At 45.6% G+C, this 24,018-nt stretch carries 21 protein-coding genes; 12 read left to right on the top strand and 9 right to left on the bottom strand.

What is annotated here, in order from left to right; all coding sequences use genetic code 11:
- Window positions 1–344: 344 nt before the first annotated feature.
- Window positions 345–2,648 (top strand): DUF5060 domain-containing protein, encoded by a 2,304-nt coding sequence (locus AC0KUT_RS12335; RefSeq protein WP_488830285.1) that lies wholly within the window; start codon window positions 345–347, stop codon window positions 2,646–2,648.
- A 98-nt stretch (window positions 2,649–2,746) separates the two neighbouring features.
- On the opposite strand, the gene AC0KUT_RS12330 is transcribed toward AC0KUT_RS12335, so the two are convergent.
- On the bottom strand, window positions 2,747–5,689 hold the full coding sequence (locus tag AC0KUT_RS12330) for a TonB-dependent receptor (RefSeq protein WP_488830282.1): 2,943 nt from the start codon (window positions 5,687–5,689) through the stop codon (window positions 2,747–2,749).
- 49 nt (window positions 5,690–5,738) lie between these two features.
- Here AC0KUT_RS12330 and AC0KUT_RS12325 point away from each other — a divergent pair, with 49 nt between their 5' ends.
- From AC0KUT_RS12325 to AC0KUT_RS12315, 3 genes are all read left to right on the top strand, one after another.
- Complete coding sequence (locus AC0KUT_RS12325; RefSeq protein WP_488830280.1) at window positions 5,739–5,960, top strand: hypothetical protein; 222 nt, start codon at window positions 5,739–5,741, stop codon at window positions 5,958–5,960.
- 125 nt (window positions 5,961–6,085) lie between these two features.
- Window positions 6,086–7,642, top strand: a complete 1,557-nt coding sequence (locus AC0KUT_RS12320; RefSeq protein ID WP_488830279.1) for a sugar porter family MFS transporter — start codon at window positions 6,086–6,088, stop codon at window positions 7,640–7,642.
- 45 nt (window positions 7,643–7,687) lie between these two features.
- On the top strand, window positions 7,688–8,659 hold the full coding sequence (locus AC0KUT_RS12315; protein ID WP_488830278.1) for a Gfo/Idh/MocA family protein: 972 nt from the start codon (window positions 7,688–7,690) through the stop codon (window positions 8,657–8,659).
- Between the two features lie 53 nt (window positions 8,660–8,712).
- Here the strand turns inward: AC0KUT_RS12315 and AC0KUT_RS12310 are convergent, their stop codons facing one another.
- From AC0KUT_RS12310 to AC0KUT_RS12295, 4 genes are all read right to left on the bottom strand, one after another.
- Window positions 8,713–9,432 (bottom strand): GntR family transcriptional regulator, encoded by a 720-nt coding sequence (locus AC0KUT_RS12310; RefSeq protein WP_488830276.1) that lies wholly within the window; start codon window positions 9,430–9,432, stop codon window positions 8,713–8,715.
- Window positions 9,433–9,550: 118 nt separating this feature from the next.
- Window positions 9,551–10,258 (bottom strand): phytanoyl-CoA dioxygenase family protein, encoded by a 708-nt coding sequence (locus tag AC0KUT_RS12305; protein WP_488830274.1) that lies wholly within the window; start codon window positions 10,256–10,258, stop codon window positions 9,551–9,553.
- Window positions 10,259–10,277: 19 nt separating this feature from the next.
- Window positions 10,278–11,555, bottom strand: a complete 1,278-nt coding sequence (locus AC0KUT_RS12300; protein ID WP_488830271.1) for a glycoside hydrolase family 26 protein — start codon at window positions 11,553–11,555, stop codon at window positions 10,278–10,280.
- 22 nt (window positions 11,556–11,577) lie between these two features.
- Window positions 11,578–13,182 carry a glycoside hydrolase family 43 protein gene (locus AC0KUT_RS12295; protein ID WP_488830269.1) on the bottom strand — a complete coding sequence of 535 codons (1,605 nt, stop codon included), beginning with the start codon at window positions 13,180–13,182 and terminating at the stop codon, window positions 11,578–11,580.
- A 384-nt stretch (window positions 13,183–13,566) separates the two neighbouring features.
- On the opposite strand from AC0KUT_RS12295, the gene AC0KUT_RS12290 reads away from it, so the two are divergent.
- Window positions 13,567–14,349: a diguanylate cyclase gene (locus AC0KUT_RS12290; protein ID WP_488830268.1), complete on the top strand. Its 783-nt coding sequence runs from the start codon at window positions 13,567–13,569 to the stop codon at window positions 14,347–14,349.
- 170 nt (window positions 14,350–14,519) lie between these two features.
- Here the strand turns inward: AC0KUT_RS12290 and AC0KUT_RS12285 are convergent, their stop codons facing one another.
- On the bottom strand, window positions 14,520–14,747 hold the full coding sequence (locus tag AC0KUT_RS12285; RefSeq protein WP_488830266.1) for an IS3 family transposase: 228 nt from the start codon (window positions 14,745–14,747) through the stop codon (window positions 14,520–14,522).
- A 111-nt stretch (window positions 14,748–14,858) separates the two neighbouring features.
- On the opposite strand from AC0KUT_RS12285, the gene AC0KUT_RS12280 reads away from it, so the two are divergent.
- A complete protein-coding gene (locus tag AC0KUT_RS12280; protein WP_488829801.1) occupies window positions 14,859–16,067 on the top strand; it encodes an IS256 family transposase in 1,209 nt (402 codons plus the stop codon).
- A gap of 52 nt (window positions 16,068–16,119) precedes the next feature.
- On the opposite strand, the gene AC0KUT_RS12275 is transcribed toward AC0KUT_RS12280, so the two are convergent.
- The 3 genes from AC0KUT_RS12275 to AC0KUT_RS12265 all read right to left on the bottom strand — a co-directional run bounded on the left by AC0KUT_RS12275 (window position 16,120) and on the right by AC0KUT_RS12265 (window position 16,911).
- Entirely contained in the window at window positions 16,120–16,218 is a 99-nt protein-coding gene (locus tag AC0KUT_RS12275; protein WP_488835744.1) for a hypothetical protein, read from the bottom strand.
- Window positions 16,219–16,272: 54 nt separating this feature from the next.
- Window positions 16,273–16,569 carry a hypothetical protein gene (locus AC0KUT_RS12270; RefSeq protein ID WP_488830264.1) on the bottom strand — a complete coding sequence of 99 codons (297 nt, stop codon included), beginning with the start codon at window positions 16,567–16,569 and terminating at the stop codon, window positions 16,273–16,275.
- A 174-nt stretch (window positions 16,570–16,743) separates the two neighbouring features.
- Window positions 16,744–16,911, bottom strand: a complete 168-nt coding sequence (locus AC0KUT_RS12265; protein ID WP_488830262.1) for a hypothetical protein — start codon at window positions 16,909–16,911, stop codon at window positions 16,744–16,746.
- Window positions 16,912–18,177: 1,266 nt separating this feature from the next.
- Here AC0KUT_RS12265 and AC0KUT_RS12260 point away from each other — a divergent pair.
- The 6 genes from AC0KUT_RS12260 (at window position 18,178) to galK (ending at window position 23,981) form a co-directional block, all read left to right on the top strand.
- Complete coding sequence (locus tag AC0KUT_RS12260) at window positions 18,178–19,032, top strand: hypothetical protein (protein WP_488830260.1); 855 nt, start codon at window positions 18,178–18,180, stop codon at window positions 19,030–19,032.
- A 358-nt stretch (window positions 19,033–19,390) separates the two neighbouring features.
- Window positions 19,391–19,681: an IS66 family insertion sequence element accessory protein TnpA gene (tnpA, locus tag AC0KUT_RS12255; protein WP_488830258.1), complete on the top strand. Its 291-nt coding sequence runs from the start codon at window positions 19,391–19,393 to the stop codon at window positions 19,679–19,681.
- Entirely contained in the window at window positions 19,681–20,028 is a 348-nt protein-coding gene (tnpB, locus tag AC0KUT_RS12250; protein WP_488830146.1) for an IS66 family insertion sequence element accessory protein TnpB, read from the top strand. The genes tnpA and tnpB overlap by 1 nt, the downstream gene beginning before the upstream one ends.
- A 41-nt stretch (window positions 20,029–20,069) precedes the next feature.
- Window positions 20,070–21,620, top strand: a complete 1,551-nt coding sequence (gene tnpC, locus AC0KUT_RS12245) for an IS66 family transposase (protein ID WP_488830256.1) — start codon at window positions 20,070–20,072, stop codon at window positions 21,618–21,620.
- A 138-nt stretch (window positions 21,621–21,758) separates the two neighbouring features.
- Window positions 21,759–22,811 (top strand): UDP-glucose--hexose-1-phosphate uridylyltransferase, encoded by a 1,053-nt coding sequence (locus tag AC0KUT_RS12240; RefSeq protein WP_488830254.1) that lies wholly within the window; start codon window positions 21,759–21,761, stop codon window positions 22,809–22,811.
- 12 nt (window positions 22,812–22,823) lie between these two features.
- Window positions 22,824–23,981, top strand: a complete 1,158-nt coding sequence (galK, locus tag AC0KUT_RS12235) for a galactokinase (RefSeq protein WP_488830252.1) — start codon at window positions 22,824–22,826, stop codon at window positions 23,979–23,981.
- The last annotated feature ends 37 nt before the right edge of the window (window positions 23,982–24,018 follow it).

The raw sequence follows: 24,018 nt of genomic DNA, 5'->3' as shown, positions 1-24,018 counted from the left end.
TGGATGTTTCAAATATCGAATAGTTATTAGGGAATCTTTAACTCAAAGGCGGGTAAATTTGTAACCTTTTTGGTTTTTTAAGGGTAGAAGTCAGCGTTTTTTTAGTGGCAGTTAAATGCTCGTTTCTATCGCCATGTCTCATTTCCCAAACCTGCTGGACCAAACTGCCAATTAGTTGCTTTTGTTAACAAAAAACTGTGAACACCTACATCTCGAGAAAAATAACCTCTGCTAGGCTGCGCTGGAGCCTTATGTGCGTATGCGATAAGGCTTGAATAAAGGCATCTGCTTCAAATAATCAACGGCTGTAATACCCTAGAAACTATAAAAAGTGAGTAATACCTATGGTCAAATTAATGCTACATAAAAACAAATTGTTATTGCTGTATTTCATGTTGGTCTCCCTGTGTGCATCCTTTAATGCCTATGCAATTGATGAATGTAATAACACAAATGAATGCAAAACTCTGTGGGGCGATACTGCCAATGACTGTAAAAACAGCAAGTCGCTCACTAGTGTTTGCATGTGCGGCACCAGTGCCTGCGCGACAACACTGCCGGTGAGTAAAAGCTCGGCATCGAGCAAGTCATCAAGCGTGAGTCTGCCGGTCTCCTCTGCGGCACTCAGTCTGGCTGCTTCTTCTATTGCCGTTAGCTCCAGCCAAGTACAGTTGGTGGATGAGTGCAATAGCACCGCGCAGTGCAAATTGCAGTGGGGCAATAGCGCCAATGATTGTAAAAATAGTCAGGCGCCCAACAGCATTTGTATGTGCGGTACAACGGCCTGTTCGCTCTTATCGCCCGGCGCGTCAAGTTTGGCCGCTTCAAGTCGCGCCGCTTCTAGTGCATCAGTGGTTGCAATTTCTTCAAGTGCATCCTCACAGCCCGCAACCAATAATCAGTGCCTAGTGAGCGGAAATTTAAAACAGTGGCATAGAGTTGAACTGCTGTGCAGCGGTTATGCCGCTAACGAAGCCAGCGCCGCCAGCTTTACCGACTTGCGCTTTGATGTGACTTTCACTCAGGGTTCCACCCGCATTAAGGTGCCGGGGCACTTTGCGGCAGACGGCAATGCCGCCGATAGCGGCGCCACCTCTGGCGATAAATGGCGCGCCTATTTTTCGCCGCCTACAACGGGCACCTGGGCTTACGCTGTTTCTTTTCGCAAGGGCACTAATATTGCCGTAAGCAGCAGTGAAACTGAGAGCAGTGCGCAGAGTCCCTTAAATGGTTTGTCGGGCAGTTTTGCCGTGGGTAATTCCACCGCCGTGGCGCCCGACATGCGCAGTCGCGGTTTGTTGCAGCATAGGGCAGGTGAGCGCTACCTGCGTTTTGCGGGCGATAACAGCGTGTTTATTGAAGGCGGTATGGACAGCCCAGAAAATATTTTTGGCTATTCCGATTTTGACAACACCACCAAATACACCGGCGGTTCCTGCAAGGGCATATTGCATGATTTTGCTACCCATGAAGCCGATTGGAACAACGGTGATCCCAGCTGGAAAAATGGCGATGGTAAAAGTTTAATTGGCCTGGTGAATTACATCGCCTCCCATGGCGTCAATGCAATCTACATCATGATGAACACGGTAAATGGCGATGGCTGCGATGCGCACCCCTGGGCCAGTTACAATGCCAATGGCAGCGTAAAATCCTTTGATGTGAGTAAGCTCGACCAGTGGGAGCGAGTGCTTGAGCATATGTCCGCCAAGGGCATAATGATTCACGCCATGACGCAGGAAACCGAGAATGATCAGCTGCTAAATGGCGGCAACCTAGGGCTGGAGCGCAAGCTCTATTACCGCGAATTAATTTCGCGTTTTGCCCATCACCCCGCGCTGCAGTGGAATCTAGGTGAAGAAAATACCAACACCACAGCACAAGAAAAATCTTTTGCGGATTTCTTCAAGCAGCTCGATCCCTATGGTCATCCTATAGCCTTGCACACCTTTCCGGGCGAGCACGAACTTAGGTATGCTGGTATGTTGGGCCACAGCACCTTGGATGGCATCACCATGCAGTTTGGTGGAATTCCTGAAGCAGCCAGTGCGGCTAATGGTGTTTATGCTACAACCATTCAGTGGTTGGATAGATCCGCCGCTGCCGGCAACCCCTGGTACGTCACTTTTACTGAAGCCTCAGGTGGCGATGCCCCAACCCCTAATACCCCCGTTACCAGTCGTCAGCGCATTTATTGGATGTACGCGGGCGTAATGGCCGGCGGCGGCGGTTTTGAGTGGTATTTAAAAAATAACGGTGCCGGTCACGCCTATGACTTGGCGGTAGAAAATTTGCGCGAGTTTGACCAGCACTGGCAGCAGACAGGTTATCTCGTAAATTTCTTCAACAATATTTTGCAAAAAGACTTAGGTATTAATTTGCAAAATCTTCAGCGTGATAACAATGCTACCAGTACCGACAGTGATTGGGTTTTGTCGGCAGGTGGCAATAGCTATGTGGTCTTTCTGCGCACCGGCGGCACTACCAACATAACTCTACCCAATGCGGGTAGCTACTCGGTACTGTGGTTTAACCCGCGCACCGGCGTTACCACCCAAGGCACCAGTTTGGCCGGTAGCGGTACCCGTGCACTTGGCAATCCACCGACAGAAACCACTCAAGATTGGATTTTGGTGGTCAGCAAATAACCCTTGGCGAGTTGTGCGCTAATGCGTTAGTTAAAAAAATGGGGGAAGCCAAAAGCTTCCCCCATTTTTTTGTTTTTAAATCACCCATTCACTGCAATTTAAAAGCTTGCTCTTACCCCTAGGTTGTAGCGTGCACCGAAGGATTGTGCGCTGACGAGTTGGTTGCTAAAACGACCGTGAAGACGGGTGTTTTCTTCCAGAATATTTAGGCCTTCAACAAACACGGTGAACACATCATTAAGCGCGTAGCTAGCGGTTAAGTCGACTTGTCCGTAGGCTTCGGCAAACACTGGTTCATTGGGTGCGCGCAGTTGGTCGGTGGAGAGCAGGAACTCATCGCGCCAGTTGTAGGCGATACGCACTTGCACACCGTTGTTGTCGTAGAAGGCAACTAAGTTAGCTGAGTCGCTCAGACCGGTGAGTGCAACTTGATTGCTGGTACTGTAGATGTCGTAATCTACATCGCCGTTAACCAAGGTGGCATTTGCTTGAGCACCGAAACCAGAGTCGCCAAACATATGTTGCAGTGCGATTTCCACCCCGCTGACCTCGGACGAACCTTGGTTAATGGGTGTGGTGAGCTGCCAGTTAATGCTGGGTGAATTGGCTACTGCGGTGCCATCGCAGGCGGCAATATCGCTGCCGTTCAGTGGGCAGGCGCCACCTAGATCACCTTGGCTTGGGTCGCTGTAGGCTAGGCCGTCGGCGTTATAGAGCAGACCTGAGGTGGTGCTGGTTGATACATAGTTATCAACAAACTTTTTAAAGTAGCCGATAGAGGCATAGCTAGCATCGGCGTAGTACCACTCAAGCGAAACGTCGAAGTTGTCAGATGTGTAGGGCTGCAAATTGGCGTTGCCTTGATAGGCCAAATAGGGGCCGTTGGGACGTGAGTTGGCAAGGCTTACGGCGGGGCGCAGGGAGGTTAAGTCGGTGCGTGTTAGGCTGCGACCTACAGAGCTGCGCACTATAACGTCATCGGTAACTTCAATGCTGAAATCTAAACTTGGCAAGAAGTAGGCGTAGCCCCCTTTAAGTGACGTCTCACCGTATTCAGCATCGTCGGTATATTGTGGACGCAGCTCGGTCAGACTTTCATAGCGCAGGGCGTAGGGTGTTACCTGACGAGTGTTGCCGGTCACCTTGGTGTCTTCGTAGCGCACACCACTAACCAAGTTTACCGGCATGCCGTTAAATTCGGTGGCGAACTCAAACTCGGCATAGGCAGAACTAGTGGCTTCGTTAACTTGGTTGTACACTTCTGGGTTAAAGGTGAAACCGTATTCTTGTTCTATCTGACGGTACATGGCGGGCACATCAAATTGCACGAAGTTGGCAAAGAGTGATTCATGGCCACTAAAGTCGCTAGCGGTGTTGCCCTTGGGCACTACAGTCAATTGATCAACGCTGGGGTTCCAGGCGCGGCCAAGGGTAGTCATGTTCATGCGCCAGGTTGTTTCGTAATTAAAATCTACATAGCTGGTGCCTAGGTTGATTTTGGTGAGCGCGCTGTCGCTGCTGTTTTCCCAAACCACATCAAACTTGGCTTGGTCAATGGTGTTTTCAACTTCATTGCCACGACCAATGACTAGGTTGCCACCGACACTGGGCAAATCGTATTGCGTGGCCTTGTAGGCACCATCGTAAAGCCAGTGTGCATTGCCATCAAAACCGGCGGCGGCCATTTGCGCTGGGTCGTTAAGTATTGGCAATTGTGTTCCCTGACCATAGTCTACGGTGAACTGACCGGCGTAGCACTGGCCATAGGTGGCGCAGTAGAAGTCGGCATTAGTGAGCAGTATGGATTGCTCGGACAGGGTGCCGTCGGGCTGTGCGTGGGAGACAGAGTGATGGGCATCGAAAGTGGCGGTCATTTGATCGCTAATGGCCCACTCAAGGTTTAAGCCCACCGAGTCGTTAGTGGTTTGCACTTGATCTATGTAGCCGATAAAGTCAGTGCCGCCCGCGCCATTGACGATTTTGCTGATGGTGCCATTGCTGTCGGTTGCTCCATTAACCCAATTGCCGAACCAGTGCGCGGTTTGGTAGCGCTCTATATCGTCTTGGTAATCCGAGTAAAAGTAATCCAACTTGGCGGTTAGCGCATCGGTAACTTTCAGTTGACCTACCAACTGTAAATTAGTGCGTGTGCGCTCGTGGTTGCTCACATCCATATTGTAGTTTTGCGGCAGCCAAATGGTGCCGTCTGGATTGCGCGTTATGTCTATCGCGGAATCATCAATGCGATTGCCGCCGCAGTTGTCGCTAGCGGTGCTAAAGCCCAGCTCGCAGTTGCCCTTGGTTTGGCGCAGCCAGCCGTCGGTGGCAATAATATCTTGCGCGCTGTCGCGCTGTGAGTAAGAGCCTGCCGCTAATAATCCAAGGCGGCCATCGGCGAATACATTTGAGATCATGCCGGATATTTCGGGGGTGGTAGTTGCGCCCTTAATGACGGTGGTGTCCGACATGGCTTTTACGCTAAATGCGGCTTTCATTTCATTGTGATCAAAAGGCTTAGCGGTTTGAATATCAACCGTTGCGCCTATGCCGCCCGATGCTTGGCTGGCCTTAGCGGTTTTATACAGATTTACGCCGCTAACAGATTCCGACGCAATTTGCTCAAAGTTAAAACTGCGGTTTTGTGTTCCACCTACGCCTTCCTGCTTGGGTGAGTCAGCAAAAGGCATGGAGCGGCCATTGAGTGTTACCAAGTTAAAACTGGGGCCAAAACCGCGCACGGTGATTTGATTGCCTTCGCCATTTTTGCGATCAATCGATACGCCGGTAATGCGCTGCAGTGACTCGGCTAAGTTGGAATCGGGGAACTTGCCCATGTCTTCGGCGGAGATAGCATCTACTACACCGGAGGATTCGCGCTTGATATCCATGGCGCGCTCCAGCGAGCTGCGAATACCGGTCACGACAACTTCCTCAATACTGCTGCCTGCTTCCTGTGCCATGCTGATGCCCGAGGTAGTTGCAGCTATAGCGGCGGCAATACTGGTGGCGAGTAACTTCATTTTCATATTTTGTGGTTTCATTATTGTCTTCCCCTCTGAGTTTTTATTGGACTCTTGTTAAAACCTTAGTATGCCCTTAGTGGGCTTTGTTGGTGCCGCACTAGCCATGAGCTTGAGCCTCTGGATTGCGTGCAATTTACGCTTGATATCGATGGTATTTGTCGATAGAGTTAACGTTAACAATTGGCGTGCGGATTTGCAACAGGAAAATGCAGGTTTTTTAATCAAAGGCATTTTGGGTGGCGCTGGGTTAAAAACTGGAATATGGGTTAGAGGCTTAGCGCAGGGCTGACTTTAGTAGTTTAATACTGTGCAAATTTGTATTTTCCATTTTACTCTTAAATGGTGTTGAGTAAGAGACTAGTAAGAAGTGATTACTCAGTCAATTAATAATGAATAAATAAAAGGTGTTGCTACATGAGTTACAACAAATATCTAAGCCTTGTCCTGGCGATGGTGGTTTCCTTAGGTGGGTTTGTGTTTGGCTTTGATGCCTCGGTCATCTCTGGTGCCATAGCGCAAATTAGCCAGCAGTATTCGCTTAGCGCCCTAGAGCAGGGGTTGGTGGTAAGTTCTCCCACCCTCGGTGCGGTATTGGCGGCTAGCGTCGTGGGTTACTTGACCGATGCCTATGGGCGCAAAAAAATTCTACTAAGTATCGCTTTGCTCTATGTGGTGTCAGTCTTGGGGTCGGCCTTTGCCAACGGCTACCTTATGCTGGTGGTGTTTCGCTTTATTGGCGGAATGGCTTTTGCCTCGCTCATGGTGGCACCTCTATATATTGCTGAGATAACCCCGGCTGCGCTGCGCGGAAAATATGTTTCTATTAACCAACTTAATATTATGTTGGGTTTTTCTGCCGCCTATTTTTCTAACTATTGGCTGTTGTCACAAGTTAGTTCGCCCGCTGAATGGGCGCAAGTCTTGAATTTAAAAGATGATCTTTGGCGTTGGATGCTGGGCTTAGAAATCATTCCCGCTGCACTCTATTTTGTGTTGCTGTTTGCCGTACCTGAAAGTCCGCGTTGGTTGATTTTAAATAAACGCAGTCTTGAGGCTAAAAAATTATTGGTGCGCTTATTCCCCGCGGCTGAGGTAGATGAACAGTTGTCCTACGGCACCAGTCATAGCGATAGCGGTAGCTTTTTCACTAAGCTTGCCAGTTTGTTTTCGCACAAAACTCGCTTTATTTTAGTGGTGGGTATAGTGGTCGCTATTATTCAGCAGGCCACGGGTATTAATGCTGTGTATTTTTACGCCCCGACTATTTTTGAGCAGAGTGGCGTCGGCACCAATGCCGCTTTTGCGCAGGCAATTTGGATTGGTATTATTAATATTGTTTTCACCCTGATAGCGGTTGTCTGTATTGATCGTTTTGGTCGTCGCCCTTTGATGCTGGTGGGCTTAGTGGGGGTTATGTTAAGCATGGGGCTGTGCGGTTATGGCTTCTCACAAGCTAAGTATCAGCTTACCGAACAAAATTCCGCGGCTGTGGCGCCCGCGGCACTGCAGCAGTTAACGCCTATGTTTAATTTGGCTTATACCAATGACGTGGACTTTAAACGCGACCTGCGTATGCACTTGGGTAATCAGCTGGCAAAGCAGTATGAAAGTGAGTTGCTCACTGCTGCAATAAAAATAAATTCTACGGTGATTTTGCTCGGTATTTTAGGGTTCGTGGCTGCCTTTGCGGTATCCCTTGGGCCTGTCATGTGGGTGCTGCTGTCGGAGATATTTCCTAATCAAGTGCGCAGTGTTGCGATTGCGTTTGTGGGGGTTATTAACAGTATAGTCAGTTTTGCTGTACAGTTATTTTTCCCCTGGCAGCTAGAAAATCTGGGGGCAACCGCGACCTTCATTATTTATGGATTATTTGCTGTAATGGGTTTGATTTTTATTATGCGATATTTACCTGAGACCAAAGGTCAATCGCTTGAGCAACTGGAGATATCCTTGGCAAATAAATCAGTTTGATAGATTGTTGTTAAATTATTTAATCAATAGCGGAGATGATAGTCTGTGAGCGATAAGGTTAGGTGGGGTATAGTTGGGGCAGGGCGCATAGCGCATACATTTGCGCAGGATATTGCCCTAGTGGGGTCGGCAGAGCTTGTTGCCGTGGCTTCTCGTTCGCTTGAGGCTTCAGCTGGGTTTTCCGCGCAATATGGATTAAAAAAATATTACGGTAGTTACGCAGAATTATTTTCCGATATAAGTGTTGATGCAGTTTATATCGCGACTCCACACAATTTGCATTGTGCTCAGGCTTTGGCGGCGCTAAACGCAGGTAAGCATGTATTGTGTGAAAAGCCTGTGACAGTTTCTGTCGCTGAGTGCGAGCAGCTAATTGCCTGCGCCACGTTTAACCAGCGCTTTTTTATGGAAGCAATGTGGACCTATTTTCTGCCGGCGATACGCAAGGCGCAAGAATGGATTGAAATAGGTCGAATTGGCCAGATTCGTCATGTGAAATCTGACTTTGGTTATCCTCTACCTTATGATCCGCTACGCCGCGAATACGATGCTTCACTAGCTGGCGGCTGTTTGCTGGAAATGGGTGTCTATCCAGTTGCAATGAGTCATCTGTTTATTCAGGAGCCATTGTTGCAGCACTATTCCAGTGTAAAGCTTGCTCCCAATGGGGTAGAGACTGATGTGTCAACAATCTTGACCTTTCCAAATGCTATGGCAACTATTGGTAGTTCATTCAGTGCCAAACTACAAAATTGGACCTATATCATTGGTAGCCATGGATACATTGCGATACCCGACTTTTGGCGCGCCGATAAATGTTTTCTGTATAAATTAGATGAACAGGTGGATGCATTTTACGATGAGCGAAAAACACTTGGTTTTGATTATCAAATTGATGCCGCAAGTCGAGATATTTTGGCGGGTAAGCTAGAGTCAGATGTGGTCCCGCATAGCGCCAGTTTGCGTTTTCAGCAACTTATGAAGCTTATTAAAGCTGAATGGAATCACATCGTATAGGTATGAAATTTCATTAAGGGGCGGCGTATTGCGCCACCCCATTTCATTGCTGTTTAATTGAAGTATGTTGGATGTTCCTGAGGTATTACTTTTAGGATATTGTAAACATCCTTCAGGTGTAAGCTCATCGCTGCAGTTGCCTTTTCTGTGGATCCCACTTTTATGGCATTGATTATGGCGGAGTGTTGATTAAGAATTCGTTTATATTGGCCTACCACATGTAAGCTTAAATTGCGCACTCTATCCATGTGATATTTTTCATATTCAATTAATAATGCTGCGCGGGGGTACTGGGCAAAAACTGCCAGTGTTTGATGGAACTCATCGTCCATATTTTTAAACGAAATAGCATCCTTATCTGCTGCCGCTTTATTTTGATAATCAATAATTTTTTCACAGGCGTTTGCTACATCTAATCGAAAATATTGGTCAGTGTTGGCTGCAAGTTGTTTGACAACTGAGACCTCCAAAGCCTCCCGAATAAACTGGGCTTCTAAAATTTTTTCTTCGCTCAGTTTTGAAACATAAGTTCCTCGCTGAGGTAGAATTTCCACAAAGCCAATAGTAGCAAGTTTCATTATGGCCTCACGTATCGGTGTCCGGCTAACGCCAAATTGTTGAGTGAGGGACGCTTCGGAAATCATTTGCCCGGGCAGCAGTTCCATGCTTAGAATAGCGTCGCGCAACAACTCGAAAATCTGGCTAGCTGCAGAGCGATCGAAGGATAGTCTCGTTGATTCAGGGCGCATATTGATTATTGATTGTTTGGCCACGAGAGTCTCCTCGACAGGTATGGATTGTAAGGGATTAAACTTTACTGTTTATTCCTCGATGTACTTTCCACATCGAGGTTTTGCTCTGCAAAAGTGAATTCCCTATCCTTTTTTACTCTTATGCTAATCGGTCCTCAACGACATGACTGGTTGAAAATTGATAGCGCATATTGCGATAGACACAAATGTCGGTAATGTTTTCCGGTGTGCCTACTGGAGCAGAGCGGTAATTAGTAGATACGCGGTATTTCCCTGTTACGGGTAATACTTTATGCCAAGTGTGTCCGTGCAATAAAATCAATGTTCCTTTTTTTGGGATAAATGTTTGTTGCTCAGGAAAATCGACATCATGGTCGCAAGCTGGCAACAGGCCTATTCTGTGAGAGCCTTTTACTGCCATGGTATAGCCGCCGGTTTCCTCGGTAATATCCATTGTGTAAATCAAGCGGTTCATGTTGAAGCGAGAGGGATCTTCCGGTGGACAATCTTGATGCCATGCCTGGCCTTTTGTGCCTTGGCGAGAAAACATCACCATACAATATTGGGTGTACCAATCATCGCCAAGAATCGCTTGCGTGAGCGCAATTAACCGAGGGTCTTTCTCAACTGAATCGAACAGATGCTCTCCCTCTCGCTGAGGAAACCAAGGAATTACCTCGGTATCCGATTTTTCTAAAAACTCTTCATTGTGAGAAAACTCGGGTGACTCCCCAAAGTGCCCAAGAATTTTTTGGTTGTAGCTATCCATTAAATCAATAGGAAAAAAGTTTTCCAACATAATGTAGCCATCGCGCCAAAATTGTTCTGCAAGTTGCTTATAATTCATAAAATGAGTATCCAGTTTATCAGTGACGAGATTCTTGAACAAAAATAGGGCTTTTAAGCGCTTTGGCAAAGCGTGTTAAAATACTCGGATTTGCTTCTATGCGGCTATCACCCCAATAGCTCTGTTTGCAGCCTTCTGCTCCAGCCGTGGCATTGGGTTCGCAATACCACATTGATTGTGTATGCCAGTTGGTATTTATATATGCTGCTGCACGAATCACGTCACGATTTTTTTCGATATAGTCAAACCAATCCTGATACCAGCTATTCCAGATTTCATTTGCAGTCATTGCTGTTGGACGATTGGTAAATATACAGCTAGCTGTTAATTCAGAGGTGCTATAACCTGCAGGGGCCGCTTCGGCAATCATTACAGGTTTATGGTGGGCACGAGCGAAGTCGAGCAATCGGTCATGCTGAGATACTGCACTCACTGCAGGAGTAAACCACTCTGGATTTAGTGCGTCACAGCTCCATTGATGTTTGCGATAGTGCTCGCCATAAAATTTTGAAAAAGAAATCCAATCGACAACATCGTCGCCAGGGTAATATTTTTCCAAATGGTTCTCGTTAGTCACCTTATAAATATCCTGATCGCGCAGCCAAGAGGCGGTTTGCCATACAGTGGCAATTTTATCGGCATTTAACGCATTAATACGTTCCTTTATATAGCGGTAAGCTGCCTTGTAAGCATCGGGGTTGTAGCAATTCCAAGGACCGTCAAATTCATAGCCTATGCGTAAAAATATTTGACGATCAGATTTTTTGAGAAAGTTAATTAACTTATCGACTTCGCCGCGGTAAAAATCCGCCAGTTCGGGTGTTATATCTGAATCTACTATGCCACCAATGGCTTTGGTAGGAATCGATTTGCAGTCAGCATGTGCATCGGTGATATCCAAACCAACGGCTAAAGCAGTGCCGGGAAATTGTTGTAGTGTTTCAACAAAGTTATTTCTGCCTGATCCATAATCGACATCGGTAGTTACACCAGCAAGGCTGCCGTATTTGAAAGAGTGAGAAATTTTAGTGTAGAGGGTTACTCCGCCCGGATAGGGGAACTCTGGATCTTTGTCTAATACATTGGTTTTAAATGCATTGAGGGTTTCAGTATCTTGCCCGATTACAAATAAAATTTTCTCCTTCTTAGGCAAGTTTCGCGCAACTATTTTTGCAGGAATTGCAGATTCATTTGTTGCTAATGATGCTATATCGCTTTGAGTGACGGCTGTATTGCAGCCGTTCAAGAGTAGAGTGGCAATAAACAGCAGCGACCATAATGCGGGTGTTTTTTTCATAGAGATTATCTCCAGTTAGTTATTATTCGCCAAGTTCTTGGTAGGAAAACCAATCAAAATCAGCGTGTACTTTTTTGCCGGTAAAATCTTGACAACACAATCCAATAAATGCTCCGGTAAATGCGGCACGGTACTTATGCCCGCCATCGCGAACAACATCATCTGAAAGAACGCTGCCGTCTCGCAGCGGGCCACACTTTATCCAACTCTCGGGTTCATTGGTGAGCGAGTAATAAAACTGTAATTCATCGCGCTGCCATGTCAATTGTAAATAAACAGGTTGTGTTTTTGGATAGCATATTTTCTCTACCATAGGCTCAAACAGCTCACCATTAATTACCTCAATTAGGTGTAATTGATTGAAATTTGAATCTGTCTCATCGTTTGTTGCGTGAAAATAGATATAGTGATTAGTGTTGTAGTAGCAGACTATGCCGGCCATTTGCTGGAATGAAGTGGGTGAAAACTCCATTTTGCAGGCTGCAATAACATCAAAAGATTGTAAGCGCCGTGCAATTAAACTTTGTTCATGAGTTGAGCTAAGTGACTCTCTACCTTTTAAGCGTAAAAAATCCGGCCGTTCAGTTAGGCTTATCCAGGTTTCATCCGTGGGAATGCGCAATGACTGCCAATGGGGAGCAAGTTTACTGGTGTTGAAATTGTCCTTAATCGCGATAGCAGGGTAGGGGTGCTGCATCAAATCTGGCGCGGGGATGGTTAGGCGTGTATTTTTATCTGCATTAGCAAGGTGCGGCCAGTCATCTTTCCAAAACAGTTGTTCAATCAATGTCTCCCGGCCAAGAGTACAGCGTTTGGCGGGCATTATGGGTCGGCTACCGAGATAAACGATGTACCACTCCCCGTTTTGTGTTTCTATAAAATCTGCATGACCTGTGCGTTGAAAAAATGCACAGGGCGAAGCCTTGACAATTGGATTCTTCGGGTGTAACTCATAGGGGCCGGTAATATTTTTTGCACGTGCGATAGTGACAGCATGGTTATATTCAGTCCCACCTTCGGCGAGTACCAAGTAATACCATCCGTTGTGGTAATATAGATGCGGCCCCTCTGTGCACCCCAATTCGGTACCTTGAAAAATATGATGAGTGGCGCCAATCAGTTCGCCGCGCGTCTCATCCCACTCTTGTAATTGAATGCCACCAAAAAACTTCCCTCCTCGGTGATCAACCAGCATATTGACTAACCATTTTTTCCCATCTAGATCATGAAATAGAGAGCCATCGAAACCATTGGAATTGAGATAAATGGGGTCTGACCAAGGACCATTGATCGATTGACTGGTGACGAGGTAGTTCGGTGTATCCTTCCAGGGGCCATCAAATGAGCGCACATTGCTGTACACCAAATAAAAAGTACCGCGATTGTAACTCAGGCAGGGTGCCCACACTCCGCAAGAATCCGGCATGCCTTTCATGTTGAGCTGGGAACTGCGGTCAAGAATCTGACCAATGGTACGCCAGTGCACAAGATCGCGAGAGGTGTGTACTTGCACACCGGGAAACCATTCAAAGGTTGACGTTACGAGGAAATAGTCATCCTCTACGCGAATAATACTAGGGTCTGGATTGAACCCTCTTATAATCGGATTGGTAATTTTTGTAATCATTTCTCGCCTTTAAAGAGTGAACCTAAACAGAGGGTTGGGCGCTGTGTACTTGATATATCTGCTACCACTGGCGAATTATTTTCGTGTTTGACAGAAGAAATTCCATAGGGTAATGTTAACGTTAACTGGATCGATTGGCAACTTAGATATTCGCTATTTATACATCTCAGGTTGCGTTTAAGCCCCTTTTGCCGAAATCAAGATTGTGGGGGATAGGTGATACTTCCTCTTTTTTACCTTTAACAATTTGCTTTTAGGGGGATTTGTGAATTTAGTTGCGAGTATTAAGCCTCCCTCGGAGTCGATATGCTGAAAAGTTTAATTAATTCAATTAAGTGCTTTTTCTTTGTCTTACTAAGTGGGTTCGCGTCCGCGGAAATTATTTTGACTCCCCCCATTGCTAACTCAAATGATCAGTATTGTCTGGATATGTTGCGCCTCGCGCTAAGTTACTCTGAAAAAAAATTCACTATCGAGGAGCAGCCTCTGCCGGAAAAGACTCTTCCACGAGTTACCAGTGAGGTGGAAAGTGGTGAGCTCAGTGTAATGTGGACAGCGACAGACAAAGAAAAAGAGCAGCAATTGCGACCCGTTCGTATACCGTTGTTTAAGGGTATGTTTGGCTATAGGGTTTTTATAATCAATAAGAGTAATCAAGCTAAATTTGATCAGATTAAAACCCTTGAGCAGTTACGCCAAAATGTTTCCTTTGGGCAGGGCAGAACTTGGGCGGATACTGAAATTCTCAAGGCTGCCAACTTTAATGTAATCACTACGATGAAATTTGCGGGTTTGATGAATATGGTTGAAGGTGGACGCTTTGATGCGTTTCCACGCGCTATCCATGAGCCATGGGGGGAACTACAAAGCTTTTCAGCATTGGATTTGGCGGTGGAGAAGAGAATTCTTTTGGTTTACAAAAATCCATTCTACTTTTTTGTTTCAAAGGACAATGAGCGGTTGGCAGATGCATTACAAACAGGATTAGAGAAGGCGCTTGCTGATGGTGAATTTAATAAATTGTTTTTTGGCAACGCCGCTGTGAAGTCTGCGTTGGAGAATGCTGGATTAAAAACTCGTCGTATATTTGAAATCGATAATCCCAATCTTTCAGCAGATACGCCAATAGATCGCACTGAACTATGGTTAGACATCTCCTCGCTGTAACGGTTTGGTATTTTTATGTGTTGTCGTTAGTTAGAGAGTCAACCCCAGAGTGCTCTCTGTGACTTTGCCCCGGTTTCGGGGCTTTTTTATATGTATTGGCTTAATATCAGTGTGATAACCACCACCAACTTCAGACAGTTAACTAAAATACATTTATTGCCTCAAGGCGCTCAGGGATAATACCAAGACCAAGACCAAGACCAAGACCAAGACCAAGACCAAGACACAAGGGCACTGTGGCGGCGGTTCTGATTATAGTCTACTTCGATATATTCAAAAATAGAATCGCGGTTTTGTTCTCCATCCTGTAATGGCTTGCCGTGAATCAGTTCAGCCTTGGGCGAATGAAAGAAGCTTTTCGCACACACATCTCCCCAATAATATTCCTTTAGGATCATACTTTGTGCGAGATAATATTTTTTAATAAGCTCCTGAATGCATGCGATGAGACTGTAATTAAATCTGTGTAACTGTTTATCATTAACCCTCCGAAGGGAAGGATAAACAGTATGAACCCAAAAGACCTTGAAGCCTTTGCCCGCGAAGCGGCAATGCACCTGAAAACCGAAAAAGATCTGAGTAATTTCACCCAGATGCTGACCAAAGTCGCCGTAGAGGCTGCCCTCAACGGTGAGCTGGACGCCCATCTTGGCTATGAGAAGCACCAGAAATCCACCGCCTCCAATAGCCGCAATGGGCACACCACTAAAACACTGAAAACGGAAGAAGGTGAATTCCAGCTCAATACCCCGCGGGATCGTGAGGGCAGTTTTGAGCCGCAACTGGTGAAGAAGCATCAAACTCGCTTTACCTCCATGGATGACAAGATTCTGAGCCTCTACGCCAAGGGCATGACAACCCGTGAAATCGTCGCAACCTTTAAAGAAATGTATGGTGCTGACGTATCACCCACATTGATCTCCAAAGTCACCGATGCGGTGATTGAGCAAGTGATTGAATGGCAATCGCGCCCGCTAGATGCGGTCTATCCGATTGTCTATTTGGACTGTATTGTGGTGAAAATCCGGCAGGATAAGCAGGTAATCAACAAAGCGATTTACCTGGCGTTGGGCGTTACTATGGACGGCCAAAAAGAGTTGCTGGGCCTATGGTTATCAGAAAATGAAGGCGCCAAATTCTGGCTTGGAGTACTAACCGAACTTCAGAATCGCGGTGTGCGTGACATCTTGATTGCCTGTGTTGATGGTCTCAAAGGCTTTCCTGACGCCATCACTGCCGTCTATCCGCAAACCCAAATCCAGCTGTGCGTGGTGCACATGGTGCGCAATTCGGTGAGATATGTGCCTTGGAAGGACTACAAGGCCGTAACCACTGACTTGAAGCGGATATACCAATCCGTGACCGAAGAAGAGGCGCTTTTGGCGCTGGAGCAACTAGGCGAGCGCTGGGATGACAAGTACCCGCAGATCAGTCGCTGCTGGCACACGCATTGGGCGAACCTGCGCACGCTATTCCAATATCCTGAAGACATTCGGCGTGCGATTTACACGACGAATGCGATTGAATCCCTGAACAGCGTCATTCGCCAAGCCATCAAAAAACGGAAGTTATTTCCGACCGATGATTCTGCGAAAAAAGTTATTTATTTGGCGATTCAAGATGCGGCTAAAAAGTGGACAATGCCAATTCGAAATTGGCGCGCAGCATTGAACCACTTTATGATTGTCTTTGATGAACGCTTGAGCGATTATCAGTAACCGGCAGTTACACAGAAGTATTTACAGGCTCCATGCGATGCATATTGGCCACCTAGATCGCTGTGAACAATAATACCTGCGGTAACTTTCGTCGCCACAAGGCCATTACTAACACATCACAAAAAGATTGAGTATCTATATTTTTACTCATTGAACAGTCAACAGTTTTACGCGAATAAAAATCAATCATCACCGCTAAATATAACTAGCCTTTAGTAGTTTGGATATAAATACTATCCGCCACCCATTTGTCATCGGGATACTCCGTAGAAACATCTCTGCCAATAGGTATGGTGCAACAAGCAGTGCTTGATTGCTGTGAATAGTCACTTTGAATAGTTTGCCCGCCTTTGCAATTACTACCTATCTTTTCAAACTTAATATTAATCGTTTTTATGTCGAGTGGATTATTTTGTTTCCCCAAATCATGAAACATTCGTCCAGCACCATGGCGACCTTTTTCGGCTGCAAGTGCAGCCTTTACCAACACATCAATCGCCACTCTTTACTGCATGTGCCGACTGACCACCAAACGGCTATTTAGCCAGCTTTAATATCCGTATCGAGAAACTAATAGCACGCGCGCCATCATCGAGATTGAAAATAGCGCGTAGTATGTCAGCATAAATTCATAGCGATTTATTTTTAATGCTTCGCAAAGTAGGTGGCGCCATTTTTAGAATTTATAGCGTTTCTGCTTGCTCTGCCAGTTTGCGCTTAAGGCGAGCGTTTTTGGTTGCAGGAGTGGCTCTCTTTCGACACCAGATCGGTTGTTGTTCAGCGTACTGCGCCAGCTGTAGATTTGGCTGAGGTAGGTGCCCAGCTTTTCAGCGGCCTCGGCCACACTAAAACGCTCAGCATGCTTTAGTGGCTCTGACTTAAAGTCGGCTGTATATCTTTTGTTCAACTGCGGGGGCGCCATTGATCACCACTGGAGCAGGTTTACCCAGTTTCAGGGTGTCCGATATTGGTGGAGGGGATGCATGCAGATGTAATACTCATCAGTAATCAAATATTTCAATATGCGTTAAAATGTCGTCTATTATAAAAGTGGTCGAAAATGGTGATGCTTTTACAATTTAGGACCATAAGGTTAGTTTCCGGTTTTGTTCTGGTGTGGCTGAGGTTTTTACTTCAGACATGAACTTCTTTGGTTCGGTTAATCTAATGGATTTTACTGAAGTAAATTTTAATTCGGGTGCCGGTATTGCCTAGGTTAATTGCCACTATCGTGACGGGTGTGGCTCCTATGTGATCCAACGGTATTTGGTAAGTAGATAGCGCCGTCAGTATTTGGTGTGGGTCTGCTGCAAAATATTGATGGTCGTGAGGCAGAGTTTATTTGGAGTGATACAGTGTGCTAACAAATTTAAAATACAATGGTAGCTGGTCATCAATTTTATTCTAATAACTCGTTAGGAGTCACTTCGGAATTTTTTTAATTAATTAATCACTATGCATTGTTTTTGATTGTGCGCACGCGTTCTTCCGGCATGTATGATCAGCCCAATGTAAAAAAGTGATAGTTACTTTGCGATATTGGTTGCGCAGGCAGTCATTAGTCTATTCAGAAAATAGCAAGCCATGCGCCGGATAAGTTTCATAATTTTTCTATCCACTTCTATATAGATATGAAAATACATAGAGTCGCAGGTGGAGATTATCGCTGAGCACCGCTATAGGGCTAGTATGCAATATGGATTTACTGGGAGGCTAATAATAAATTAGTAGCAGGTGATTTGGTGATGGGTATTGTGCTTTACGATGGCTCTAATTAGGGGGCAATGGGAAATATTAATCACGGAAGCATCCAGTATTGTTTTTGCATGATGGTCACGTAACCCCTTTGCAGGTGGTAATAGTTGGGCATAAAAATACTAGCACTACAGCTGGTGATGCTGATATGATCTTTGGCCGCTTTGAGTTTTTATCGTATTTAGAGAAACATAATATATTTAATTTGTTGCGAAGTTTATGAACTATTAAGTAAATAGCTCGGACGTACGGCGAGTCTTTTATTTAAATTAAATGTTATTAATAGGAAGTGTTGGGTGGGATAATTAAATAGTTATAGTGAATTTCGTGTTGTCTCGAAAAGTCAGAGGGTGCAATGAAAAAGCTGCCAATAGTAGGTTTAATTATCCTATCATTATTGTCGTGTCATGCTTCTGCAGAAAAAATTCGAATTCCTGTGGGGGTTTACTCTGAGCATATTAATGCCTTTCAAACAGTACTCGTCAATGGTGAGTGCCCTCATCCGCGTGACTACCCAATTACTAATAATCAAATACTTGCTGAATTTCTAATTTTTTGTGAGGCGTTGAGGTTGGGAGGCTTGGAGCCTAGCTTTGATTTCAAAGCTTTCCCTGTCTATGGACGCTTACTGCGTGAGTTGGATGGTAATTCTATCGCTGCCTTGGCTTTTGGAGGGTGGCGCCGTGATTTTGATGAGTCTCGCTTTTATATTTCGAGTCCAATAATTCCAGCTAATACTTTTGTTAAAGGTGTTTTCGTAAAACCTACCAATGAATTAGCATTGAGTTTTAATACTCGACAGCAAATCAGCGCACTCACTGCCGTGACTAATGCCGGGTGGGAGGTTGATGTTGAAAGTATTGATTGCGTTGGCTCTAAAATAATAAGTGCACGCACCTATGTAAATATGTTTCGTATGGTAGGTGTAGGGCGTGCCGACTATCTAATTACTACTTTTCCGGCGAACGATAATCTTGAGGTGGAGTTGTATGGAGTTAAATTGCGCCCCATAGAAGGTGTTAAATTGGTATTTAAAGATTCACTGCATTACGCCGTCAGTAAAAATTATACTGATGGGAAAAAGATATTTTTAGCTTTGGAAATAGGCCTATCTGAATTAAAAAAGGATGGAACGATTAAGGCAGTAATCGATAGATTAGGCTTAATTAACCCAAGGATATCTTCTTGGAAAAATATAGGTTGTGAGTAGGCTTGATAAACGATAATAAGCAGCGCTCCTGGAGCTAGTTAAGGAGGATTATCTGAGTGTTGTCATCTTGATTCGATGTGATCTTTTCATTCCTCACCTCAAGTGCCTGCCAGTCTGCCGACAAGCTTATTAGCTATGTCTCCTGTTTTTAGTTACTTTCCCCCTCTATTCCCCTCTATTCCCCAAGCCTACCTCGTGATTTGCACTAATGATCAGAAAACTCATTGGTAAACCTTAATTTAAGGGCAAAAAAGCCTAAACAATATGTGATTTATCTGCTTATTATGTAAGCGTCCAATAAAGCACACATTCCCATTTTGGCCACCAATCATTAGCCTAATCCTTTTTCAACAGAGGAATGATGATGGCCAGATTAACACAAGAGCAATGGCGAGCACTGATTAAGGAGCAAGCCGCCTCAGGACAAACCGCGAAGGCATTTTGCGCAGAGCGCGGGATTGATAATAAATATTTCAGTACACGCAAAAAGCAATTGGCGACGCAACCCGCAGAAAATCGCTTTGTTGCGATAACGACAAAAACCCTCGAAAACCAAAGTATTCAGCTTCACATCGGTGCCACACAGCTGCGTATGCCCACGGGAGTATCGGCGCAATGGTTAGCGGACGTTATTAAGGCGCTTGCATAATGCGCTGCTTTGTTGATCCGCCTGCGATTTTTCTGTACAAGGATGCTATCGATTTTCGCAAATCCATCAATGGCCTCGTCGTAGTGATAGAGCAAGCGTTGGAACGCTCGGCATTTGAGCCTGCGCTGTATGTATTTTGTAATCGCTCGCGCGATAAACTGAAAATTCTTTATTGGGATGCTACAGGCTTTGTACTCTGGTACAAACGTTTGGAAAAAGCCCGCTTTAAGTGGCCAACACAAATTCAAACTGCAACACTTACCTTGAGTGAACAACAATTACAGTGGCTGCTAGGCGGTTATGATGTGATTGGGCATCAACCGGTATTTTTTCAGCAAGCCAGTTAATTATTTTGATGTAACCTCGGTGGTCGTAGTAAAATACGGCCATGCCAAACTCTCATAAATTACTTGTCGAAATTGATTCGCTTAAAGAGCGAAATAAAATATTGGAGCAAGAAATTCGTTTTCTGCGTGAGCAATTCAAGCTGGCGCAAAGCCGCCAATTTGGCACGTCTTCAGAAAAATCCCCAGATCAACTTGATTGGTTATTTAACGAAGCGGAAGTAATAGTAGACGAAATCCCGGCAGACAGTGACGCAGAGATAACAACAGACGCTACAGCGACGGATATCACATCTGCCGCCACTTCAACTAAAAAGAAAACCGGCCGTAAACCATTGCCCGCCGATTTGCCGCGTGAAACACGCATAATTGATATCGCTGATACAGAAAAAATGTGCCCTTGCTGTAATGGCGACTTACACAAAATCGGCGAAGAAAAAAGTGAACAACTGGAATACATTCCCGCCAGTTTAAAAGTCATTGAAACCCTGCGCCTGAAATACGCCTGTCGTCAGTGCGAAAAGAACGATACGAATACGCCGATTGTGATCGCCCCTGTGCCAGCCAGCCCCATTCCCAAAAGCATGGCCACGCCCAGCTTGCTGGCACACATTATCGGCAACAAATACCAATTGGCACTGCCGCTGTATCGCCAGGAAATTATTTTTAAGCAACTGAATATCGACCTCAATCGCAACACCCTGTCCAACTGGATAGTGCGTAGTGCGGATGTTCTTGAAAGGCTATTGCAGCGATTAACAATAACGCTGCTAACACAAACCGCCATCCATGCAGATGAAACGCCAGTGACAGTGCTTCAGGATGACAAAAAAAATAATTACATGTGGGTCTACTGTAGCGGCAGAGATTCTCCTGATCCGAACAGCTCCGCGAACAACATTGTGATTTACGACTATCAACCCAGTCGCGCAGCTGCTTGCCCGAAAGAATTTCTAAGCGGCTATAAAGGCTATTTACAGGTTGATGGTTATGCGGCTTACGAAAGCACTCAAGCAACACTGGCTGGTTGTATGGCTCATGCACGCCGGAAATTTATCGATGCGCAAAAAGTACAACCAAAGGGCAAAGTAGGCCGTGCTGATTGGGCAGTGGCGCACATTCAGAAACTCTACCGTGTGGAAGCGCTACTGAACGACAAAACACCGGAAGAAAAATATACCCTGCGGCAGTTGCATGCTGTACCGCTGCTCACTGAATTTAAAGCATGGCTCGATAAATCAATGGAACAAACGCCCCCTAAATCCACATTAGGTCATGCGGTCGCATACACGCTGCGACAATGGAGAAAGCTCACTACCTACACACAACATGGACAGCTGTGCATCGACAATAATCGCGCGGAGCGCGCCGTAAAACCCTTTGTGATCGGCCGCAAAAACTGGCTGTTTAGCAACACCGCCAGCGGTGCGAGAGCCAGCGCTATTTTATATTCGATTATCGAAACGGCTAAGGCAAATGGCCTGAATCCGGTAAAGTATGTTGAGCATTTGCTGACAGAAATCCCTAAGCGCAATACAGATGATGGACTTGAAGATTTGATGCCTTGGCAAGTAAATCTAGGTGTGGTTGGTTAGACGCTTACCTTATTATCGGTGCATAATTCTTTTCAATGGTGTAGATTGTTGACAATATCTGATATCGCTGGGTTGTGACTCACCTTTGCGAGTGTTTAAGACACCGTTAATAATGATTAGCATTAGTTGGATAAGTATATGAAACCAGAGTTTGCATTAAGTGATCACTCGCACCGTCGGTTTAATCCGCTAACGGGCGATTGGGTATTGGTCTCGCCCCATAGAGCCAAACGGCCCTGGCAGGGTCAAATTGAGGAGCTGGCGGCGGATGATAAGCCTGCCTATGACCCATCGTGCTATTTATGCCCGGGCAATACCCGCATTAATGGTGCAGTGAATGACAGCTACGTGGGTGCTTATGTATTCACCAATGACTTTGCGGCGCTGGAGCCGGAAGACAGGGATTATCAAAGCAGTAGCGATTTGTTTTGTGCGGAGAGTGAGCGCGGCACCAGCCGTGTTATTTGTTATTCCGAAAGCCACAATAAAACACTGCCGGAAATGTCCCAGGCGGCGGTGACAAAACTGATTGATACCTGGTGCGATTTGTATCGTGAGCTTGGTGAAGAGCATTCCTGGGTACAAATTTTTGAAAACAAGGGCGCTATTAATGGCTGCTCTAATCCTCATCCGCATGGGCAAGTGTGGGCAACGGGTTCTGTGCCGACGTTGCCGCAACGGGAGGATGAAAAGCAGCTTGCGTATCAACATAAGCATCAGAGTTCTATGTTGTTGGATTATGCGCAGCAAGAGTTGGCCTTTAAAGAACGTATTGTGGTGCAAAATCAGGATTGGTTAGTGGTAGTACCTTATTGGGCTAGCTGGCCATTTGAAACGTTGCTCTTACCTCTGCGCCATGTGCCCGATATGTTGAGTTTGTCTTCATCGGAGCGTGAATCTCTGGCCGATATTTTGATTCAATTAACGATTCGTTACGACAATCTATTTAAGACTTCCTTTCCCTACAGCATGGGGTGGCATTGCGCACCTTTTACCGCAGAAGATCATAGCCATTGGCAGTTGCACGCACATTTTTATCCGCCGTTATTGCGTTCGGCATCCATTAAAAAATTCATGGTGGGTTACGAAATGTTAGGTGAAGTTCAGCGTGATATTACTGCTGAGCAAGCGGCGCAATATTTGCGTTATCAATCCGCTATTCACTACAAAAATACTGCATTAAAAGATTAAGGGTGTTTGGCTATGACTATGTTGGAAAGTGTTACTCAGTGTTTTACAGGCCATTTTAATCAGCTGCCTGATTTAATTTCAAAAGCGCCTGGGCGCGTTAATTTGATTGGTGAACATACTGATTATAACGATGGTTTTGTACTGCCGGCCGCGATTGATTTTTTTACGCTGGTTGCGGCCTCGGCGCGCAACGACAAAATAATAGAGGTCGTTGCACTTGATTATGAAGAGCAGTCTGATCGATTTTGGTTTGATGAGATATATATAAATAATCCCACCCAAATGTGGAGTAATTATGTCCGCGCAGTGGTGCGCACATTGGTGGATCGCGGCTATCAGCTCAAGGGCTGTAATTTGGTGGTGTCAGGCAATGTTCCACAAGGCGCTGGTTTAAGTTCTTCCGCATCTTTGGAGGTTGCGTTAGCGCAGGCGATTTTAACGGTTGCCGGCATTCAAATTTCGGCCACTGAATTAGCGCTGATTGGCCAAGCAGCAGAAAACAATTATGTAGGCTGTGCGTGCGGCATTATGGATCAACTGGTCTCGGCTGGCGGAAAACAAGGTCATGCATTATTGATCGATTGCCGCAGCTTGGAGGCTACACCTATCCTTATGCCTTCAGAGTTGTCGATTGTCATTATCAACTCAGGTGTGAAACGAGGATTAGTCGACAGTGAATATAATTTGCGTCGCGAGCAATGCGCAGAAGCGGCGAAATTTTTTAATCAATCGATTTTGCGCGATGTGACCAAAGAGCAGTTTTTCGCTGCTGCGCATCAATTACCTGATGTGGTGCGCAAGCGCGCACAACATGTGATTGAGGAAAATGAGCGAACCCTGAAGGCAGCTGAAGCGCTCGCGGAAAATAATGTTGCACTGTTAAGTCAGTTGATGGCAGAAAGCCATGCATCCATGCGCGATCTGTTTGAGATCACCACGTCTGAAATTGATTATTTAGTTGCATCGTTGGATAAAGAATTGGGTAATAAAGGCGGTGTACGTATGACAGGTGGTGGTTTTGGCGGATGTATTGTCGCTTTGGCGCCACAACAAAAACTGTCTATCGTGGAACCGATTCTTGCTGATTACCAATTAAAAACGGGTTTGATCGCAACGCCTTTTATCTGTACCCCAGAGCAGGGCGCTAGTTTAGTTGCATTGGAACGTTAATATTCTCCTCGTTTATTCTTACGAATAAATGCGGGTA

It is taken from the genome of Cellvibrio sp. 25HG11W-0 (genome assembly GCF_057815475.1).
The sequence above is the reverse complement of the archived record's forward strand: the minus strand, read 5'-3'. Positions and strand labels throughout refer to the sequence as shown.